Annotated in this window: 15 protein-coding genes; 1 reads left to right on the forward strand and 14 read right to left on the reverse strand. The window is 35.5% G+C overall.

Annotated elements, in window-relative coordinates:
- Positions 1 to 320 precede the first annotated feature (320 nt).
- The 6 genes from LA20249_RS04795 to LA20249_RS04820 form a co-directional block, all read right to left on the reverse strand.
- On the reverse strand, positions 321 to 2387 hold the full coding sequence (locus LA20249_RS04795; protein WP_057736952.1) for an LTA synthase family protein: 2067 nt from the start codon (positions 2385 to 2387) through the stop codon (positions 321 to 323).
- The gene (locus LA20249_RS04800) at positions 2387 to 3430 is read right to left on the reverse strand and encodes a lysylphosphatidylglycerol synthase transmembrane domain-containing protein (protein WP_057736950.1); all 1044 of its coding nucleotides are present in this window, start codon (positions 3428 to 3430) and stop codon (positions 2387 to 2389) included. Before LA20249_RS04800 ends, LA20249_RS04795 begins: the two co-directional genes overlap by 1 nt.
- Positions 3430 to 4464 (reverse strand): glycosyltransferase family 4 protein, encoded by a 1035-nt coding sequence (locus LA20249_RS04805; protein ID WP_057736947.1) that lies wholly within the window; start codon positions 4462 to 4464, stop codon positions 3430 to 3432. The genes LA20249_RS04800 and LA20249_RS04805 overlap by 1 nt, the downstream gene beginning before the upstream one ends.
- A complete protein-coding gene (locus LA20249_RS04810) occupies positions 4457 to 5656 on the reverse strand; it encodes a glycosyltransferase family 4 protein (RefSeq protein ID WP_057736945.1) in 1200 nt (399 codons plus the stop codon). Before LA20249_RS04810 ends, LA20249_RS04805 begins: the two co-directional genes overlap by 8 nt.
- 77 nt (positions 5657 to 5733) lie before the next feature.
- Entirely contained in the window at positions 5734 to 6228 is a 495-nt protein-coding gene (locus tag LA20249_RS04815; protein ID WP_057736943.1) for a QueT transporter family protein, read from the reverse strand.
- Positions 6229 to 6325: 97 nt separating this feature from the next.
- Complete coding sequence (locus LA20249_RS04820) at positions 6326 to 6970, reverse strand: deoxynucleoside kinase (protein WP_057736976.1); 645 nt, start codon at positions 6968 to 6970, stop codon at positions 6326 to 6328.
- Between the two features lie 286 nt (positions 6971 to 7256).
- On the opposite strand from LA20249_RS04820, the gene LA20249_RS04825 reads away from it, so the two are divergent.
- Complete coding sequence (locus tag LA20249_RS04825) at positions 7257 to 9467, forward strand: SpaA isopeptide-forming pilin-related protein (protein ID WP_057736941.1); 2211 nt, start codon at positions 7257 to 7259, stop codon at positions 9465 to 9467.
- Positions 9468 to 9578: 111 nt separating this feature from the next.
- Here LA20249_RS04825 and LA20249_RS04830 read toward each other — a convergent pair whose 3' ends face one another.
- The 8 genes from LA20249_RS04830 to eno form a co-directional block, all read right to left on the reverse strand.
- Positions 9579 to 11366 carry a DUF2207 domain-containing protein gene (locus LA20249_RS04830; protein WP_057736939.1) on the reverse strand — a complete coding sequence of 596 codons (1788 nt, stop codon included), beginning with the start codon at positions 11364 to 11366 and terminating at the stop codon, positions 9579 to 9581.
- Between the two features lie 97 nt (positions 11367 to 11463).
- On the reverse strand, positions 11464 to 11934 hold the full coding sequence (gene smpB, locus LA20249_RS04835) for an SsrA-binding protein SmpB (protein WP_057736937.1): 471 nt from the start codon (positions 11932 to 11934) through the stop codon (positions 11464 to 11466).
- A 6-nt stretch (positions 11935 to 11940) separates the two neighbouring features.
- Positions 11941 to 14271 (reverse strand): ribonuclease R, encoded by a 2331-nt coding sequence (gene rnr / locus LA20249_RS04840; protein ID WP_057736935.1) that lies wholly within the window; start codon positions 14269 to 14271, stop codon positions 11941 to 11943.
- A gap of 8 nt (positions 14272 to 14279) precedes the next feature.
- Positions 14280 to 15017: an alpha/beta hydrolase gene (locus tag LA20249_RS04845; RefSeq protein ID WP_057736933.1), complete on the reverse strand. Its 738-nt coding sequence runs from the start codon at positions 15015 to 15017 to the stop codon at positions 14280 to 14282.
- Between the two features lie 57 nt (positions 15018 to 15074).
- Positions 15075 to 15311, reverse strand: a complete 237-nt coding sequence (secG, locus tag LA20249_RS04850) for a preprotein translocase subunit SecG (protein ID WP_025085070.1) — start codon at positions 15309 to 15311, stop codon at positions 15075 to 15077.
- A 73-nt stretch (positions 15312 to 15384) separates the two neighbouring features.
- Positions 15385 to 16926: a ClC family H(+)/Cl(-) exchange transporter gene (locus tag LA20249_RS04855; protein WP_057736931.1), complete on the reverse strand. Its 1542-nt coding sequence runs from the start codon at positions 16924 to 16926 to the stop codon at positions 15385 to 15387.
- Between the two features lie 14 nt (positions 16927 to 16940).
- Complete coding sequence (locus LA20249_RS04860) at positions 16941 to 17999, reverse strand: oxidoreductase (RefSeq protein ID WP_057736929.1); 1059 nt, start codon at positions 17997 to 17999, stop codon at positions 16941 to 16943.
- Between the two features lie 81 nt (positions 18000 to 18080).
- Positions 18081 to 19382, reverse strand: a complete 1302-nt coding sequence (eno, locus tag LA20249_RS04865; protein WP_057736927.1) for a phosphopyruvate hydratase — start codon at positions 19380 to 19382, stop codon at positions 18081 to 18083.
- Between the last annotated feature and the right edge of the window lie 39 nt (positions 19383 to 19421).

The raw sequence follows: 19421 nt of genomic DNA on the forward strand, positions 1-19421 counted from the left end.
CAACAGACAACTTAATAATCATATCGAAGATGAAAGACCAAGTCAAGCATTTTCTCAAGAAAATTTAGAAGCAATGGAGATGAATAAATCATCAAACCGTTGACTCCGTTGAACTGTCGCAACAACAAGATATATATTACCAATCGGTGTAATGAGTTGCAAGTCTTTTTTACAAAAAAATTGAATTTTTTCAGAAATTAATCAATATTAACTATTAATCACAGCTTTTTACTATTCTTTTAGTTAATAGTTCCCTCGGTTCTCTTCAAATAACATACAAAAAGACACCGAAAGCAGTTACTCTTCCAGTGCCTTTTAGTTTATTTATTATTACTTAGTTCTGGAGCGTCAGTCTGATACAAGTCAAGCATCGACTTATTATCATTTTGTTCAATTAGACTGGTACCCTTCTTCTTCTCAGCAGCTTTAAGCTTCTTCAAAGCCGTACTCTTCTTATATGAGTAGTTTTTCTTATTAACCGTTGTAAAGCCTGGCAACTTATGGAATCTCAGTAGATCGCCATTTATGACTCTATCAGACAATGATAATTCAGTTGTGACCTTATTAGCCAACTTGTCCTTTTCAGTCTTAGAAATCTTCTTATCAACTTTACCATTCTTAGTATTATAGTAGGTACTTCCTACCTTAGTAACCGTTGGCGATACAAAATCACCATTCCTGAAGGCCACGACTTGCGAATGTTCACTCGATAATAGATCACTACCAAACTGAATCATATTCTTATTATCAATTCCCAATAGATTTAAAATAGTTGGCAAGACATCAATTTCTCCACCATAAGTATGGTTAATACCGCCTTTTAATCCATCCATATGAATCATAAATGGTACACGTTGATACTGGGCATTATCAAAATCGTTAAATCCTTTAATACCTGTAAGTTTAGCCATTGCCTTTTTATGGTTGTCAGAAATACCATAGTGATCACCATAGAAGACAATCATACTCTTTTTGTCTAATCCGGTTTCTTTTAACCAATTCATAAACTCGCCAATAGATTCATCCAAATACCTTGCTGTTTGGACATAACCATCGACAGTCTTATCGCCAGTATTCGTCTTAGAAATGCTCTGGTTCTTTTTATCCAAAGTATATGGATAATGATTAGTAACAGTAATCAGTTTTGCATAAAATGGCTGTGGTAACTGTTCAATATATTGGGCAGAATCCTTCAAGAATATCTTATCCTTCATACCATAGCCAACGTTATAACTCTTCTTTTGCTTATAATAATTGGAACTAAAGAAGTAATCATAGCCCCATGACTTATAAGCATTATCACGATTCCAGAAACTTGGAACATCCCCATGGAATGATGCCGAAGTATATCCGGCTTCCTGATCTAGAATAGCCGGTGCGGCTTGGAAAGTATTACTTGTACCATCAGTAACCATTGCTGATCCCTCAGGCAAGCCAAAGAGCGAATTTTCAAGCATAAGCTCAGCATCAGCTGTTTTCCCTTGACCAACCTGATTAAAGAAATTATCGAAACTCAAAGTATTACTTTCATGATAAATCTTATTTAAGTTAGGAGTTACTTCTTCTCCATCCCACTTATAATCAATCATGAATTGCTGCAAACTCTCTAAGTGAATGATAAACACATTCTTACCCTTAGCTACGCCACTATACTCTACATTGGGCTGGACATAATTATCCTTCATGTATTTCTCAATTGAATCAATGTCAGAACTCTTAGCCTGAGACTTAACTGCATTAGTTTTAGTAGTTTTTATCAGATCATAAATATTAAAAACGTTTAAGCCTAAATATTTAACAATATAGTTATTATCAAACGTTCTTGTCAACAACTGTGAACGATCACTCTCAGCAAGAGTTAAATTTGCTCCGAATAATAAAACTGCTAAAGAACTGATCAAAATTGGAATTTGCCAATTCAATCGTTTAACATCCATCTTAATTACATGAAAAGCCAATAGTAGTATCAATACTAAAACATCTATAAACACAAGAAAATCAGTTGGCTTTAAAATTCCCATAATACTTTTACCTAAGTTGTTGGTTACTGAACCAGAACCCTTGATAAGTACCATAGTTAAAAAATCTGAAAATTCACGATAATACAAAATATTCGAAAATAACCAGACAGAATCCAAGAAATCAACGATCAGAAGGAAAATATACGATTTTCTTCCTTTCATGTATAAAGCAATCCCAAACAGCAACAGCATGATTGGAATTGGATTAATAATCATCAAAAATGTTTGGATCGAACCCTTAACGCCTAAATTAAACTTAGTAGTATAAGCATAGACCGTCTTAAGAGTATATAAAAACACAGCTAGAAGTACAAATCCTAGCCTAGTGTTTAAAAAATTGGAAATACCTTTAATAATACGCTTCATTATTTTCGCTCCATAGATTTATTAGCAACTTGTTGTTCAATTTTTGGTTTTTTCGAAACTGCGATAATCCCTAAGAACATCCCCAAATAATACGTAATAAATCTCCATAAAAACATACCTAAGATTAAACCTGACGAAGAAGGTATAAACCCAGCAAAAAGTGTTTTAAAACTGAATTCAGCCCCACCTGATCCACCAGGAATTGGAAAGATTGAAACAATCATGACAATCATAATGTGCATGACTAATACATCCACGATATTCACATGGTCACGATTCAATGCCAATAAGACAAAATAGACTACAAAGTAATACAAGAATAATTGGACAACCGTCAAAAGAGCTGCCTTAATAACTTTTTTCTTCTCACGTTTTAAAACTAAACTCTCTTTATAAAAACTATCAATGCTATTGATAGCTGACTGTAAAATTTTATCACGTTTTTCTTCATTTAGAAAAAATAAAATCGGTTTCAGAATAATTTGAACCATTTTTTTAGTGAAATCATAATAATACATGATCATTAATAAGAAAGAAATAGTAACCACATGAATGATCATTCCAAATACAATCAAAGTGGCCAAACCTGAAAAATGCTTTGCTACACTATTAAAACTTACTAACATGGCCACAATAAAATTAATCAACACCATTGCTTGATAAATGACAAATTTCATTAACAATACGGAGCTAGCACGTCCGCCATCAATTTTCGATTGCATCAAACCAACTAACTGGGCTGGTTGACCTCCAGAAGAAAATGGCGTGATTGCATTAAACAGAGCTTGGATCAAAGGAATCCGATACATTTCCCACCAACCAAACTTTCGATCTTCTTTTTTCTTTAATAAAGTATGTAATACCATTGCCTCAACCCCGTAGGATAGCAAAATTGATAAAAATGCTACCGCGAGCCAAAAGTAATTCAAATTCTTAAACGTTGCGACTAAAGAACTGAAATTGATTTTTCGTGCTTCCCACCAAAAAATACCAATTCCTAAGCCTAACATTACAAAAATTGCAGCTATATGTTTTCTACTCATTATTTATCCCGTTTAGCAATATTATATTGTTCAGTATAAAAGTCATGCCAAATCTTACTCAAATTGTCTTCTGAATATTGATTAGCAGCTTCCTTTGATTTTTTCTTATAATTCTCCAAAATCGATCGATCTTGATTAGCACGATTTATAAAAGCATTCATGTCAGAAAATCCATCTGCTTTTTGATAATAACCGTCAATAATGGCTCGATACAATTCCAAATCACGTAACAAAACTGGTGCCCCACAACTGAATGCCTCTAAGACAGACATTGGGAACAATTCATCATATGATGGTAATAAGAATAAATCACAAATATTATAATAATTTACCAAATCATTTCGGTCAACGATACCTGTAAAAGTCATATTACTAGGAGCATTATCAATCATTTCCTTATAACGGTCATATCCATCAGTAATCTTGCCAAATGAAAATCCACCCGCCCAGATAAATTGAATATCTGGATTGACTTGAGCCAATTTATAGAAATCATCAATTCCCTTACGCTCTTGAACTTGTCCGTCACCGAAAACAACGAACTTGTCTTCTGGAACTCCAATTTTTTTTCGAAATGCAACTTTTTCTTCAGCTGTCTTTTCATAAAAATTATCAGTTGATACAAAATTAGGAATATATTTAATTTTCTTACGATCTAAACCATGTGCAACCAGTTTATCAATAAAAGTTGGATTCACAACTACGATTTGATCCATTCTTTTATAAAAACTTATCACATATTTATAAAAAATACCTCGCGCCGGTTGGGGCAAATTGATACTGCCTTCCAATGTTTCCGGTAGAAAGTGAACATAACCAATCTTACGTCCTCTCTTATTAGAAAAAGTTGATAAATAAAATTGAGGGTCAATTGTATGATAATGGCTCAAATCACTTTTATGGTAGTCATTAATTTTAATTTCAAATTCATCGCTAAAACGATCTTTTAGTAGATTGATCAGTTCAATATAGGCACTACCTACACCCTGACCAGCTACTTTATCAGCCGATGAAAACATGTTTATTTTAATCATTAGAATACTCCTCCGGATCAATTGATGAATCTGAAAGCTTCTCTCTTACAAAGTAATCTTCAGCATGACGATAAAAACTGAGAATTGAATTGCCAAATCCATCCGACGAAATCCCATATAATACCTTTTGCCGTGCTTGGCGATCATCGAATGAATTAGGATGATCCAAATACGTCTTGATCTTGGGTACTAATTGGTCGTCTTGGTTGAATGTTACACCAACTGAAGGATCAGTCAACAAGGCGTCAGTATAAGGTGCACTTCTAACAATGATTTTCAATCCAGAAGCAATCGCCTCAATGTAAGTTAAACCTTGTGATTCGGTATCACTTGAGGACACAAAGATATCAGCCATATGATAATATGGTGAAATTTGATCATGGGCAACTTCGCCAGTAAATATGACATTATTGCTGATCTTCAAGTCTTGACTCATCTGAACTAATTCATCCATATCAGGACCGTCTCCTACGATAACCAACATAATTTTAGGATCGTATTGTAACAGTTCTGGCATTGACTTCAACATATGATCAATTTTCTTTTCCAAAGCAATTCGACTTAACATCAAAATAACTGGTGTATCTTTAGATAAACCCAATTTTTCACGAATAACAGCAGCATTGACCGGTTTAGTATATTCGGATAAATCCACCCCAGTTGGAATAATTGAAACTGGAGCTTTTATACCGTAGCGATCCATAGTTTCTTTCACTTGTTTACTAGGTGCTACGACTCCTGATGCATTCTTTAAGAAAAGTCTCGTCATCTGTTTAACATGATATGGCTTTAGTAAATGACCATTGAGAACATAGTGTAAATAGTCCTCATACATAGTGTGATAAGTATGAACAAATGGAATCTTCAACTGCTTTGCGACAAATTTTCCTATCATCCCTAATGAAAACTCAGTTTGAGTATGAACAATATCCAACTTTAATTCTTTTGCCAATTCGACTGCGTGAAACATTCCTCTGATGGCAATTCTTCGATCAGTAAACGAAATAAAGGGAACGCTAGCCAGGCGAAAGATATTTGGCTCAATCGTTTCCTTTGGAACATTTGGATCAGTCGTCGTAAAAATATAAACTGAATGACCCTTTCTTTCCAGATCATTCTTCAGTGTCTGAATCGACGTTGCAACCCCACTGACCTGAGGGAAGTATGTATCAGTAAAAATCCCGATGTTCATAAAATCACATCTCCTTGCGAACTCTATAAAGTAGATTATAACAAAAAAAAGAAGGAATCACTTCCCCCTTCGATGTCTTAAGCTATTAATTTTTTAAAATTTTGATTTTTCATCAAAAAATAGAATATTACGGCACCAATTGCCACAACAACCAATTCACCTAATCCGACCGTGACAAAATTTAAAGCAAACGGCAATTTTAAGACGAAGTGTAATTCTGCTCCAACAATCAAACCGTTAACCACCGCACAAATTATTGGTACTAACCATAAAAATTTATTTTCCTTTGGCAATCTCGTAATCAAGTAACAAGCAATTGCGGTCGCCAAAGTTCCTAGGATCAAATCATAAGCCCCTAATGAGGCACTAAATATATTAGAAATAAAACATCCAATAATCAAAGACCAACTATACTTATGATTGAAAAACGGCAATAACATCAAAATCTCTGAAACTCTAAATTGAATTTGACCGTATGAGAATGCCGAGATAACTGGTGCAATGGTCACTGCTACATAAAGCGCAGCAATCAAAGCTAACTGTGTAATATCCCTTACCTTTAAATTACTCAAAACAAAACCCTCCACTGTTTTAGTCTTTTAGCAGGTTAATCAGTGTAAACTGCTTTAAATAGGTTATCTTATTTTCAAACCCTTAGCAAGGAAATCCCTACTTTAAAGTCCCTCTAGAACGTAATTGTTCATCAATCAATTCTAAAACCTTTTTTTGATCTGCTGGATTTTCAACAAAATCATACTTATCACCATCAATTTTCATCTTAGGACTGTAATCATAATCATCATACCAACCATCATAACGACTAAGAAGTTGCTTATAATATTCAGGCAAAGTAGGATCTTGTTCTGGTTGTTCATATGAACGACCGCGTTTTTCAATTCGATGAATCATTGTATCATAAGAAATATCAAGATGTACCAATAAGTCAGGAGCTTTCTTAGCTGCAGCATATGGTAATTCTTGCATCATATTATCCAAAAGCTCGTCATAAACTTTTACTTCTTGTGGAGTTGCTCTACCCATATCAGCATTCATATGGAAAAATAATGAATCTTCATAGATTGAACGGTCCAAAACATTATTATCCTGTACCATTGCTTTCTTAATTGAATCAAAACGTTTGTTTAAAAAGTAAATTTGTAATAGAAATGCATATTTTTTAGGGTCTTTATAAAATAATGGCAAAACCGGATTATTGTCAACTTGTTCATAAAATGCTTCTGTTCCCAAGTGTTCTGATAAAATAGTCGCCAATGAACTCTTTCCGGCTCCAATTGCGCCGCTCAATACGATCATCATTATTCTCCTCCGTAGCTTTATAATACTTTATTTGATTTGTTTATTTGTAAAAAACAACATTCACTATGATACCACTTCAAATCTATATATTGAATAAGATTTTTTCATTTCACAAGATATGGTATTGTTTTACAAACGAAGAAGTCACTCTTTCCATAGCTTAGCGAGTTTGGAACTAATTTTATTAATATTTGTTACCAATCCCCTATCACAATTATCGTAATCATCCTATAATTAATTGTGTACTAAAGGAAATATTAGTTTCATTAAGGAAGGGGAAAATATGGGGAATAAATTACGAAATATTTTTATATCTATACTGGCAATCTTAGTTTTGGTTCTGACGTTTAATCTTCAAAATGTTAAGGCTGCAACTAACTACACTAGTTCGGATATGATCACAGAAGCAAAAATAGTCAATCAGGATAAAACCTATACAGTAGGTGGGACAGTTCCACTTACTTATGAGTTTGATTCTACTGGCCATCAGCTTAAAAATAACGATACTTTAACAATTGATGTGCCAAGCCCACTATCCGTAACATCAGGATCTCAATTTGATGTTACCGATGATAATGGACAAGTTATTGGTACGGCTGTTTTAAGCGATAACAATCAAATCATCGTTACTTTTAATGAAAACGTCGAAGAGCTTGAAAGCGTTCAGGGGACTCTTTCGATCAACACTGGCGTCAATGTCGACCGCAAGGCTCAAATCGGTACTAACAACGTCGATTTTCCCGTTAAGGATAATCAGACTCAGACTAGCATTTTAAAAACCAAAACTAACGACAAGAACATTTCTAAAAAGGGTGTACTTGGCAAAGACTCTCAAGGAAATGATATCGTTACTTGGACCATCTTGGTTAACAGAAACGAATTAGATTTTGGTAACCTAACCGTCAGCGACCAAATCACTGATACTAACCTTGCTTATGTTCCTGGTTCAGTTGTCGTTCAAGAGGCAAACTGGATCGATAAAGATGCTGGAACCTATAAACGAGGCAATACTGTTTCAGCAGATAAATATAGTTTGACTGAAACTGGCAGTGGCTTTGACTTAGCAATTCCTAAGTCAGGGAAACAAATGTACGCCATTGTCTTTCAAACTAAAGTTACTGACCCCGACAAATTGACTGATGGAACAGTCTTTAGAAATGATGCTTCTATGACGGGATCATTTAGTGGAAATAATGGCAATGGAACTCAAATAATTGAAGATTCTGCTTCTGGGAAAGTTTCTAACGAAACTAACTCTGGCAATGGTAGTGGAACTAAACTAGGCAGCGTCGTTTTGACTAAAAACGATGAACAAAACAATAATGTTCTAGAAGGTGCCATCTACGATCTTTATAAAGTTGGCTCCACTACTCCACTACAAACAGGACTAACTACTGACACAAATGGTCAAATTAAAGTTTCTAGTTTAAGTGCTGGCGACTATTATTTCAAAGAAACTAAAGCTCCATCTGGCTACCAATTGAATGAAAATGAGATTCCTTTTACCATTACTGGACAAACCACTACGCCAATAAAAGTAAATGGCGTCGATGAACCCGAAAAAGAAGAATTAGGTTCAATTGTAATTAGAAAAATTGACGCCGAAACTGGCTACAAATTGGCTGGTGCTGAATTCAATATTGTCAACGATCAAGGAGTCGTAGTTGGAACTATTACAACTGATCGTTTAGGAATTGGTCATTATTACAACTTACCTATTGGTCACTATAAATTAGTGGAAACTAAAGCTCCTCAAGGCTATCTTAAGGGACAGGATGTTGAATTTGACGTTACATCCAACAATTTAACGCCAGAATTAATCTCTGTTGAAAACGAAAAAGAAGTTACTGGTGAAGATAGTTACAGTATTGTTTTACAAAAGTTTGACACGGATGATATGACTTTAGGAGTTCCCGGAGCAGAATATACGCTTTATACTACTGATGGAACTGCTTTAATGTCAGGTATTACTAATGAATTAGGTGTTATCAGAATTGATAATCTTAAGCCTGGAAATTATTATTTCCAAGAAACCAAAGCTCCTCAAGGTTACGATTTAAATCCAGATAAAATTTTGTTCACTATCAAAGAAAATGATAACGAAGCTGGTGTTGGTACCTTAATAACATCTGATCCTCAGACTAAATCTGAACCTGGAGATAACAATAATGGTAACGAAATCGACCCATCTGAACCCGGCGATACTGATGAAGGAAACTCTGAAGAACCTAACACTGAGAAACCTAACGTTGAAGAACCAGATGATAATAACGGTGGTCTAATCGTTGACCCAGAACATCCAACAGCAAATAATGATGATGACGATCAAATAGGATTAATTCCTAACCCAACAAATCCTGATTCTACGACAAATAATTCAGGTGCAAACAATGAAAAATTACCTCAAACTGGTAACAATTCTAATTTGTTGGCTTCCCTTCTTGGATTGGTCATTTTAATCAGTATTGTTTATCACAAGCAACGTCAAGCTTAATCAAAAATAATATAAGTAATGTGGAATAAATTCTAATTTATCCTGCGTAAAATGAAACAATCCCGATAATCAAAATACGATTATCGGGATTGCTTTTTTTAATACATAAAATTAGAAAGCTCCACCTCCGGAACCGCCACCAAAGCCTCCAGAGGACCCACCAGAAAAGCCACCGGAACTAACACTGATACTAGAATCTCCTGCTGATAAGGCACTAGTAAAGGCTGATTGAAATCCGGAACTACTACTATTAAGAAAGCTAGTACTACCCAAGTAATAATATAAGATAGGTGAACTATTAATGTCCTCTGTACTGAAGTTTACCTTCAATGCCTTGACCACTTTATCCGATACACCAAAAGCTACCGCATACGGCAAAAATCGTTCCCAAAGGACCAAATCTCCCACTTGAGCTAATTTAATATCGTCAATATCATTCAACATACGTTTAAAGGCTCTAATCTCATTAACGGTTATTTCCCCTAAATCAGTATAAGGAGTTATCCTTTTTCTAATAAAATAATATGGCACCCAAGTAATAAGTACCAAAACAGTTAACATTACCACACTTAAAATCAAATGGGATGATAAAACTAAAGAAACTGCCAGCATAACTCCAAGAATTATATCAACTACAATTGTAATATTTTTAAAATCATTGACTAATCCTAAATTACCCAAATCTAAATATTTTTCGCGACCATGAGCAGCACTTTTAGCCCATTGATCAAATTTAGTACCTAATTTATTACTATGCTTACGGGCGAAATGACGAATCTGTTTGATTCGAACTGATTTACCATCACCAATCTTTTCAAATAAATATTGATAAAAGGTTAAAGTTGGTTTTACTAGAGCTGTACTCTTATAATCCTTACCAATTTTCTCAAGCTTCATTCGATTATGCCCAACTTCATCTAAAATATCGGCGGTCAACGATAAACTATCAGCCCTTTTAGATCTATCCAAAATCACTTTAGCAAAGCTGGGGAGAAATTTAGGCTCATCAAAGAAATGATGCAATGGCATTGGAATTTGATGTTTTTGTCCCGGATTTTTATGTAATTTAATAATTTGATATAAGTAAATCATCAAAATAATCACGATGCCGGCGGTCATAATGACCCAATAAATAATCTTTTTCTGTTGTCTTTTAGCATTTGCTTCTTGAGCAAGTTTCTTTTCCTGAATTAAAATTTCTGCTTTAGCATTCCTATTAACAACTTTTTTATTAGTCGCTGTAACTGCGGTTGGAAAAATCATATGCGTTTCAACAAAATTATTAGCGGGCAAACCATCTAAAGTAATTGTAACCTGACCAAGTTTACGATTTACTTCATTGTGCCCTGATAAAGGACCGTGAGCCCAAGCTTGTAACTTAGAAATATTTTTTTGAGGAAGATTAATTTTAATCTTTATATTATTTAGCTCATTATCCCATCCCTTACCAATTACTTTCCAATTCAATTCAGCTGTATCCAAATAATTGGTTATCAATCCATATATGCGATAACGATAAATATAAGTAACCCGACTTGAATCAACTGTGTGATAAACCTTCATATTCATTGAATCTTTAGTCTGGTTGATCTTAAAAGTATTATTAGCCTCTGAATCACTCTTAATTAACTTATTTTCACCATGACCATCATCAAATGATATCTCCGGTTGACTAGTACCATCTATTCCTCTTAAATCTTGATTATAGTAGACTCCATGAAATTGGCCTGTAAAATCATAAGTTATCCTTTGTGTTAAATCGGCATTCCCATCTTTTAAAACATTGACGTCAACGTCATAATCCTTAATTGTAAAATCATCGGCTTTAACTGTAGTCGTTGATTGAAAGGCTAAAAAAATACTAAAAAAGGCAAAGATAAATCCCCATATCTTTTTCATACATCCCCCAAATTTGATAATTAATTAATTTCATCATACTAAAGTTTTGTCATTAATGGGATATTTTAATGCAAAAAAAAAGCGATCAATTGAAAAATCAATACGCATTCTTAACGATACGTTGAATTTCTCTTTCTTGATCACGTTTTTTAATTGTTTCACGCTTATCATATTTTCTTTTACCTTCAGCTACGCCGATCAATACTTTAGCAAAGCCATGTTTCAGATAAACTTTCAAAGGAATTACCGTAATTCCCTTCTCTTGCACAGTTGAACTTATTTTACGAATCTCTTTTTTATGTAAAAGTAATTTCCGATTTCGCAATGGATCATGATTGAATTGGTTTCCTTGGTCATAAACGCTGATATTAACGTTCTCTAACCATAGTTCCCCATTCCTTGGCTGTACGAAACCATCTTTAATATTAATCTTACTAGCACGAACTGATTTGATCTCAGTTCCTGTCAGAGAAATTCCCGCCTCATAAGTATCTAAAATATTGTAATCATGACGAGCTTTACGATTATTGGCTACTTCATTAGCAGCCTTTGTGTGATGTTTCTTCATTGTTCATCACCGTCTTTCGTATTTACCACGTCTCTTATGGTTGTTATTGTGATTATTATTATGTCCATTGCCGTTGTGGCGACCATGTCCACCGCGACCGTGACCATGTTGCATTGAGCGCTTCTTCTTAAATTCAGCTTCACGCTTATCTGCCTGTTCTTGCTCTTCAGGAGTCAAGACACGTTCAAAGTCCAGTTGACGATGTTCAACATCTGCTCTGATCAACTTAACTTTAATTGGTTGTCCAACCTTGAAAGTCTTGCCAGTGCCACGACCATGCATTGACATACTCTTCTCATCATATTCATAGAAGTCGTCTTTCATATTAGAAATATGAATCAAACCTTCGATTGTATTATCCAATTGGATAAACATTCCAAAGCTTGTAACCGAACTGACCACAGCATCAAATTCGGAACCAACTTGATCTGCCATATACTCAGTTTTCTTCAAATCATCAACGGCACGTTCAGCATTGATAGAGATTCTTTCACGACCAGATGTATGTTGAGCCACGTCAGGCAACTTGGCCTTCCACTTAGCTTGTTCATCATCAGTGAAGCCAATTTCAGCATAACTGTGAATCATTCGATGAACCATCAAATCAGGATAACGTCTAATAGGTGATGTGAAATGAGTATAGTACTTAGCGGCTAAACCAAAATGACCCAGTGGATCGTCTGAATATCTAGCTTGTTGCATACTACGCAACAACATAATTGTAACAACTGGTTCCTCTGGTGTTCCCACAACTTTTGTCAAAACATCTTGGAACATCTTTGGCGTAATCTCTTTCAAATTACCTTGAACGGGTACACCCATAGCTGCGACGAATTCAAAGAAACTCTTAACCTTCTCATCATCTGGCTTTTCGTGGACACGATACAAGAATGGCACGTGCTTCAAGTTATAATTCATAGCAACTGTTTCATTAGCAGCTAACATGAATGATTCAATCATCTTTTCAGAAGTACCACGTTCTCTTAATTTAATATCAATTGGCTTACCATTTTCATCGACAATGATTTGAGCTTCAGTTTCTTCAAAATCAATGGCTCCACGTTCATGACGTTTGGCAAAAAGAATCTTATGCAAATCAGCCATATTCTTAAGCATTGGTACCAATGGAGCGTATTCATCGTTGAGTAGTTCGTCGCCCTTTAAAATTTCGTTGACATTATTATAAGTCATGCGATATTTAGACCTAATCACACTAGGGTAAATATCATATTTAACAATATTACCTTCATGATCGATTTCCATATCACAAGTCAAAGTCAAACGATCTTCATTAGGATTCAATGAACAGATACCATTTGACAATCTAAATGGCAACATCGGAATAACTCGATCGACTAAATACGTACTAGTCCCACGAGCATAGGCTTCTTGATCAATTGGAGAACCCTCCTTGACGTAATGAGTTACATCGGCAATATGAACTTCCAAGTGGAAATTACCATTTGGTAACATATCAACACCAACGGCATCATCAAAGTCCTTAGAATCATCCCCATCAATCGTAATGACCATGTTATCGGTTAAGTCTTTTCGACCAACTCGATCGCTATCTAAAACATGATCCGGAATCTCTTCGGCAGCTTTAAGTACTTCACTAGGGAATTCTGGATTGATATCATTATCGACAACAATCGACATAATATCGACACCGGGATCATTTTTATTACCAATGATCTCTAAAGCAGTTCCCTCCATACTTTGTGGATGTTTATCGTTAGGATACTCATCAATTGATACTTGAACCATATCACCCATCTGTGGATGAAGACCCTTATCAGAGATGAAAATCATATATGAAGCAATTTTCTTTTCGTGACTTTGGACGTAACCATAGAAGCCAGTTTTCTCCACTTGTGAGTCACTATAAGGATGAAATTCACCAACAGCTTTAGTCAATGATCTTTCAACAATTTTAGTAACTTCACCTTCTGGTCCCTTGTCGATCCAGGGATTTGATGGCTTAGTAATTTTTACGTCTACGGTATCGCCATTAACCGCATGCAAGGTGTTGCTTCTAGCAATAAAAGCATCTGGTTCCACTTCGTCATAACGAACGAAGCCAAATCCCTTATCGTTGCCCTTAAATTCACCTTCGACAACATTTTCAGGTGCAGCCATTCTAAATTCATCTTTATTAGTCAGACTGATTTTACTCTCGCCTTCCAAAACAGCCAAAGCTTTGACCACACGCTTGAAAGCTGATGCGCCATGGAGTCTTAATACATCTTCAATTTGTTCAGATTTATATCGACGATCAGGATTGCTCCTAAAAACCTCCAATATATCCGCAATTAATTTATTTTCTTTATCTGGCATTTTGTTCCTCAATTATTTTCTAAAAAGTTTAACACAGCACTCTCTAACTGTTTGTGAGCACTGTTGATGGTTAAAACATGCCCTGCATCATACAAATGCAACTGTGACGTTTCAACCTTTTGAGCCACAATTTTTGCAGCATCAGGATCTACCAATTTATCACTCGTACCTTGACCAATAAAATATGGTCGTTTTATTTCAGCTAAGTTTTTATTTACACCAACGGTTGTTTTTCTAATATCAGTTAACATTGAATCAATTTTTGTATCTACAACTCTAATTTTAGAATCAATTTCGACTTCTGTTAAGCCCTGTTGAAAAGAATACACCTTTTTCGAGTATGTCATAAAGGCTTTTCTTATTTCTTCAAAATTAGTCGTATACAATGGCGAACCAAAAACTCCACCAGCAACTATTCCTGGAATCTCTTCTAAGGCTTTAGTTGCAAATATCGCCCCTAATGACAATCCAAAGACAGAAATTTGCTTCTTTCCTTGCATCTCTAGGAATCCAATCGCACTTTTAGTCTGTTGCCACCATTTATCAGGACTCCCTAATTCTAAAATATCTAACGGTTCACGTGTTCCGTGACCAATAAACATTGGTGCGTATACCGAATAGTTATTTCGTTCTAAAGCTCGACCTAACAGTCGCATATCATTGGATGTCCCCGAAAAAGAGTGCAGCAATAAAACTGCTTTTTCTCCTTTATCAAAATAAAATGGCTTTGGCGTCATTATTTTCATATATTACGCTCCTTATAACAAAAAACCTCCTGAGAAACTTCAGGAGGAATAAATTGCTTAGTGAGATGATAAGTATACTAGTATTAATGAACATACAAAAAATAGTACTAGTAAAACGTAGGTAACCTTAACCATAAAGGCTTCGAAACCACGTTTCTTTTGGTTGCTGAATAGGTCGCCACCACCACCAGATAATGCATTCAAAGCATCTTGTTGCTTTGTAGGTTGCATTAAGACGGCAATTATTATCAAAATGGAAACGATTATCAACACTGTTTCAATAACGTTATACACCTGTAAAACCTCCGTTCATGGTGTTGAAAGCTGAAATCACTTCTAAAACAATAACATAAATATGGTCAAATTTCTAGTTAATTCCATTAATCAAATCCTTTAACTTCTGCGAAATTTTGGCTCTCTGACCAGCATTGACCATGAAGACAATCCTATCTCCTGCCTTGATCAAAGTGTCACCCCTAGGAATTAATTGACGTTCACCACGGTATACCGCAATGACCAAAATATTTTTGGGAAAGGGAATATCACGAATATATTTACCGTCAATCGAACTGCCCTCATATATGGGAACTTCTAAACGATCATTAAACTTGCTAACTCGATTCAAATAATCAGAATTCAAGTTTAAACGTTCCTTTAATGATTCGTAAATTGGTGCTCCATTTAAAAGATCCACTACAATGTAGGCAACTAATGATAAAACTGCTAGAGGCATCAAATGCTTCAATGATCCTACCATTTCTGTGACCAAAATAATTGCTGTAAAAGGTGCTTTACCAATACAAGCAAAGTAACCTGCCATAGCAAAAATAATTAAATTACTTTCAAAAGCAATTGGCAACAACCCTAATTGATTCATACAAATTGCATAGATAGCTCCAATGATAGCTCCTAAATTCAAGATTGGCAAAAAGATTCCACCAGGTAGACCTGAACCATAAGAGATCATTGAATAAATAAATCTTAACGCAAAGAGTCCTAATAACAATAATAAACCTGTTCCATATTTATCCAAATTAATAATAATCCCATTACCACCACCAATAAAGTTTGGTGCAATCATTCCAATTGGAATAATCAAAATCAACGGAATAATCCCATGAATAAATCTAGGCAAACGTGTCTTGTTGTAAAGACTTGGCATCCACAACAAAACAATTTGATACAAACGTCCCATAATTCCTAAAATAATTCCTAAAACAATCAGATGCCAATAATATTTGATCGGCAAGCTATATTGATAAGGTACTCGTAAAACTGGCTGTAAACCAAAGACATATAAAGCAACAACATTGGCACTGACAGCACTGGCTAGAGAAGTTACCCACACTAACGGTGAAAAATTATGATAAACTTCTTCCAAAACAAACATTGCTCCAGCAATTGGGGCACTGAAAGCCGCCGCTAATCCAGCTGCCGCACCACTAGCAATCAAGACACGTTGATTAACACCGACATTATCGTGCGTTAAATCACCCACACCTTGTCCGATCGCCGATCCCAACTGAATCGAAGGACCTTCTCGACCAAGGAATAATCCTGGACCAATACTTACGATTCCACCAACAAATTTTTTCCAAAGAATCGACCACCATTTCAAATGCATCTCTCCACCCAATTGAGCTTCGACCTGTGGAATACCTGATCCAGAAATATTGGGTTCTCCTTTTAATAAATAACCTACAAAAACTGCCACGATAATCATCGCTACAACTAATCCAATTAACAATAAAACATTGGTACGTGCAGCTACATATAACCCTTGAAAAATTTTTAACGATTGGGCAATTGACCATCTAAACATACTTACGACAATTCCTGAAATAATTCCGACTAATACACCTTCTAAGGTTAGTCTTAATTTCTCATTATCAGTAATTACAACTTTCATTATTATCCCCTACATTAAAAATTTAATTTTGGTACCTCATAAATTGAAGGTGATTCTTGATAGAATCCCGCCTCTAATAATTCCATATCTGTCAAAATTTGTTCATCACTAACTAGTCTTTCCCGATGATTGACGAGTGTTTGATAAACTGAATCGTAATACAAGCCATAATCACCCAATGGCGTCTTAATCTGCTTTTTAATCCAATCGCCATTAGAATTGCGATATTTAGCCAAGCCATAATACATCGGACTGTCTTCGCCAAATCCTGGAGTTCCAGGCATAATTCCAGCTTTTAGATCATTTTCTTGTTGATCGGCACCATACTTGATAAAGGAACCATTCATTCCATGAACGATAAAGCGAGGGTATTCTTGGGCAACATCTGTGCTGACCTTTACTTTAACTTTCATTTTTGATCCGTAATGCAAGTCAACATCAAAATAATTATCAACTGCATCGCTTACTTCAGTATTTCTGATATCATAGACAACTTTATCAGGACGTCCAAAGATCGCTACCATTCGATCCATCAAATGAATTCCAAGACCATAAAACTCACCTTGTTCTTTGGTCCCTTTGCCATTTACTGTGTTGGGACGATAGTAGTCAATGTGTGACTCAACTTCAACAATATCCCCTAAAAAGCCTTGATCAATTACTTGTTTTGCAGCCAAATAATCACCATCAAAACGACGATTTTGATATGGCATTACCAAAACATTGTTGTCTTTTCCTAATTGAATCAATTCTTTAGCATGTTCCAAAGTATCAACAAAAGGTTTTTCGACAATAACCGATTTCTTAGCCTCGATTACACTCTTAGCCAATTGATAATGTGTCTGTGCTGGCGTACAGATCGTAACTAAGTCAATCTCTGGATCATTTAGAATATCATCTAATTCATTAGTGAATTTAACACCTTTATCACGATAAGGCTTAGCTAATTCTTCATTAGGAGCCTTTCTTGTATAAACTGTTTTCAATTGAAAATTATCTCGAATATTCAAATATGGCAAATGATAACGATTAGCTGATTTACCAAAACCAATAAATGCAATTTTTAGCGTCATTTTTTTCTCCTTCAATCATCAATACTTCTATTGTACAAAAAAAACAGCCCGAGGGCTGTCTTTATTAATCACTTATCGTAATTATTTGTTTAAGTTATAGAAACTCTTGATACCCTTGAATTCAGCTTGATCGCCAAGTTGGTCTTCAATTCTCATCAATTGGTTATATTTAGCAATACGGTCTGTACGACTCATTGAACCAGTCTTGATTTGACCTGCGTTTGTAGCAACAACAAGGTCAGCAATTGTAGTATCTTCTGTTTCACCTGAACGGTGTGAAACAACGGCTGTAAAGCCAGCTTCCTTAGCCATTTCGATAGCTTCAAATGTTTCTGTAAGTGTACCGATTTGGTTAAGCTTGATAAGGATTGAGTTTGAAACTCCCATTTCAATACCCTTCTTCAAGTAGTCTGTGTTTGTAACGAACAAGTCATCACCAACAAGTTGTACTTTCTTACCAAGTTTAGCAGTAACTTTTTGCCAGTCTTCCCATTCATTTTCATCAAGTGGATCTTCGATTGTAATAACTGGGTACTTGTCAACGATTCCATCAAGCAAGTCGATGAATTCGTCAGTTGTTAGGCTAGCACCGTTTTCGCCTTCACCCTTAAGGTTGTATTTCTTTGTTTCAGGATCGTAAAATTCTGATGAAGCACAGTCAAAACCAATAGCAACGTCTTCGCCAGGTTTGTAACCAGCCTTTTCAATAGCTTCAACCAAAATCTTGAAAGGAGCTTCGTTGTTTTCAAGGTCAGGAGCAAATCCACCTTCATCACCAACAGCTGTGTTCAAGCCACGGCTTTCAAGAACAGCTTTTAGTGAATGGAATGTTTCTGAACCCATACGAACAGCTTCACGCATTGACTTTGCACCAACAGGCAAAATCATGAATTCTTGGAAATCAACGTTGTTGTCAGCATGCTTACCACCATTGATAACGTTCATCATAGGTGTTGGAAGTACGTGAGCATTAGGACCACCAAGGTATTCGTACAATGGAAGACCCAATTCGTCAGCAGCAGCACGTGCAGCAGCAAGTGATACACCTAAGATAGCATTAGCACCTAGGTTACCCTTGTTTGGTGTACCATCTAAATTGATCATTGCTTGGTCAATGGCACGTTGGTCAGTAACGTCCATACCAATAACTTTTTTAGCAATCTTGTCGTTAACGTTAGCAACGGCTTTAAGAACACCTTTACCACCGAAACGTGATTTGTCGCCATCACGTAATTCAACAGCTTCGTGTTCACCAGTTGAAGCACCTGATGGAACAAGTGCGCGGCCAAAGCCACCTAATTCAGTATATAGTTCAACTTCAACAGTTGGGTTACCACGTGAATCAAGAACTTCACGGCCTAAAATATCAGTAATTACAGACATATTTTAAAAATCTCCTTTATGATTTTAATACAACCTAAT

It is taken from the genome of Companilactobacillus alimentarius DSM 20249, assembly GCF_002849895.1.
GTDB lineage: Bacteria > Bacillota > Bacilli > Lactobacillales > Lactobacillaceae > Companilactobacillus > Companilactobacillus alimentarius.

What these genes read in the sequence shown, in the direction of transcription:
- LA20249_RS04795 (WP_057736952.1), bottom strand. Translation starts at nt 2,387, where the DNA reads ATGAAGCGTATTATTAAAGGTATTTCCAATTTTTTAAACACTAGGCTA.
- LA20249_RS04800 (WP_057736950.1), bottom strand. Translation starts at nt 3,430, where the DNA reads ATGAGTAGAAAACATATAGCTGCAATTTTTGTAATGTTAGGCTTAGGA.
- LA20249_RS04805 (WP_057736947.1), bottom strand. Translation starts at nt 4,464, where the DNA reads ATGATTAAAATAAACATGTTTTCATCGGCTGATAAAGTAGCTGGTCAG.
- LA20249_RS04810 (WP_057736945.1), bottom strand. Translation starts at nt 5,656, where the DNA reads ATGAACATCGGGATTTTTACTGATACATACTTCCCTCAGGTCAGTGGG.
- LA20249_RS04820 (WP_057736976.1), bottom strand. Translation starts at nt 6,970, where the DNA reads ATGATCGTATTGAGCGGCGCAATTGGAGCCGGAAAGAGTTCATTGGCG.
- LA20249_RS04825 (WP_057736941.1), top strand. Translation starts at nt 7,257, where the DNA reads ATGGGGAATAAATTACGAAATATTTTTATATCTATACTGGCAATCTTA.
- LA20249_RS04830 (WP_057736939.1), bottom strand. Translation starts at nt 11,366, where the DNA reads ATGAAAAAGATATGGGGATTTATCTTTGCCTTTTTTAGTATTTTTTTA.
- smpB (WP_057736937.1), bottom strand. Translation starts at nt 11,934, where the DNA reads ATGAAGAAACATCACACAAAGGCTGCTAATGAAGTAGCCAATAATCGT.
- rnr (WP_057736935.1), bottom strand. Translation starts at nt 14,271, where the DNA reads ATGCCAGATAAAGAAAATAAATTAATTGCGGATATATTGGAGGTTTTT.
- LA20249_RS04845 (WP_057736933.1), bottom strand. Translation starts at nt 15,017, where the DNA reads ATGAAAATAATGACGCCAAAGCCATTTTATTTTGATAAAGGAGAAAAA.
- LA20249_RS04855 (WP_057736931.1), bottom strand. Translation starts at nt 16,926, where the DNA reads ATGAAAGTTGTAATTACTGATAATGAGAAATTAAGACTAACCTTAGAA.
- LA20249_RS04860 (WP_057736929.1), bottom strand. Translation starts at nt 17,999, where the DNA reads ATGACGCTAAAAATTGCATTTATTGGTTTTGGTAAATCAGCTAATCGT.
- eno (WP_057736927.1), bottom strand. Translation starts at nt 19,382, where the DNA reads ATGTCTGTAATTACTGATATTTTAGGCCGTGAAGTTCTTGATTCACGT.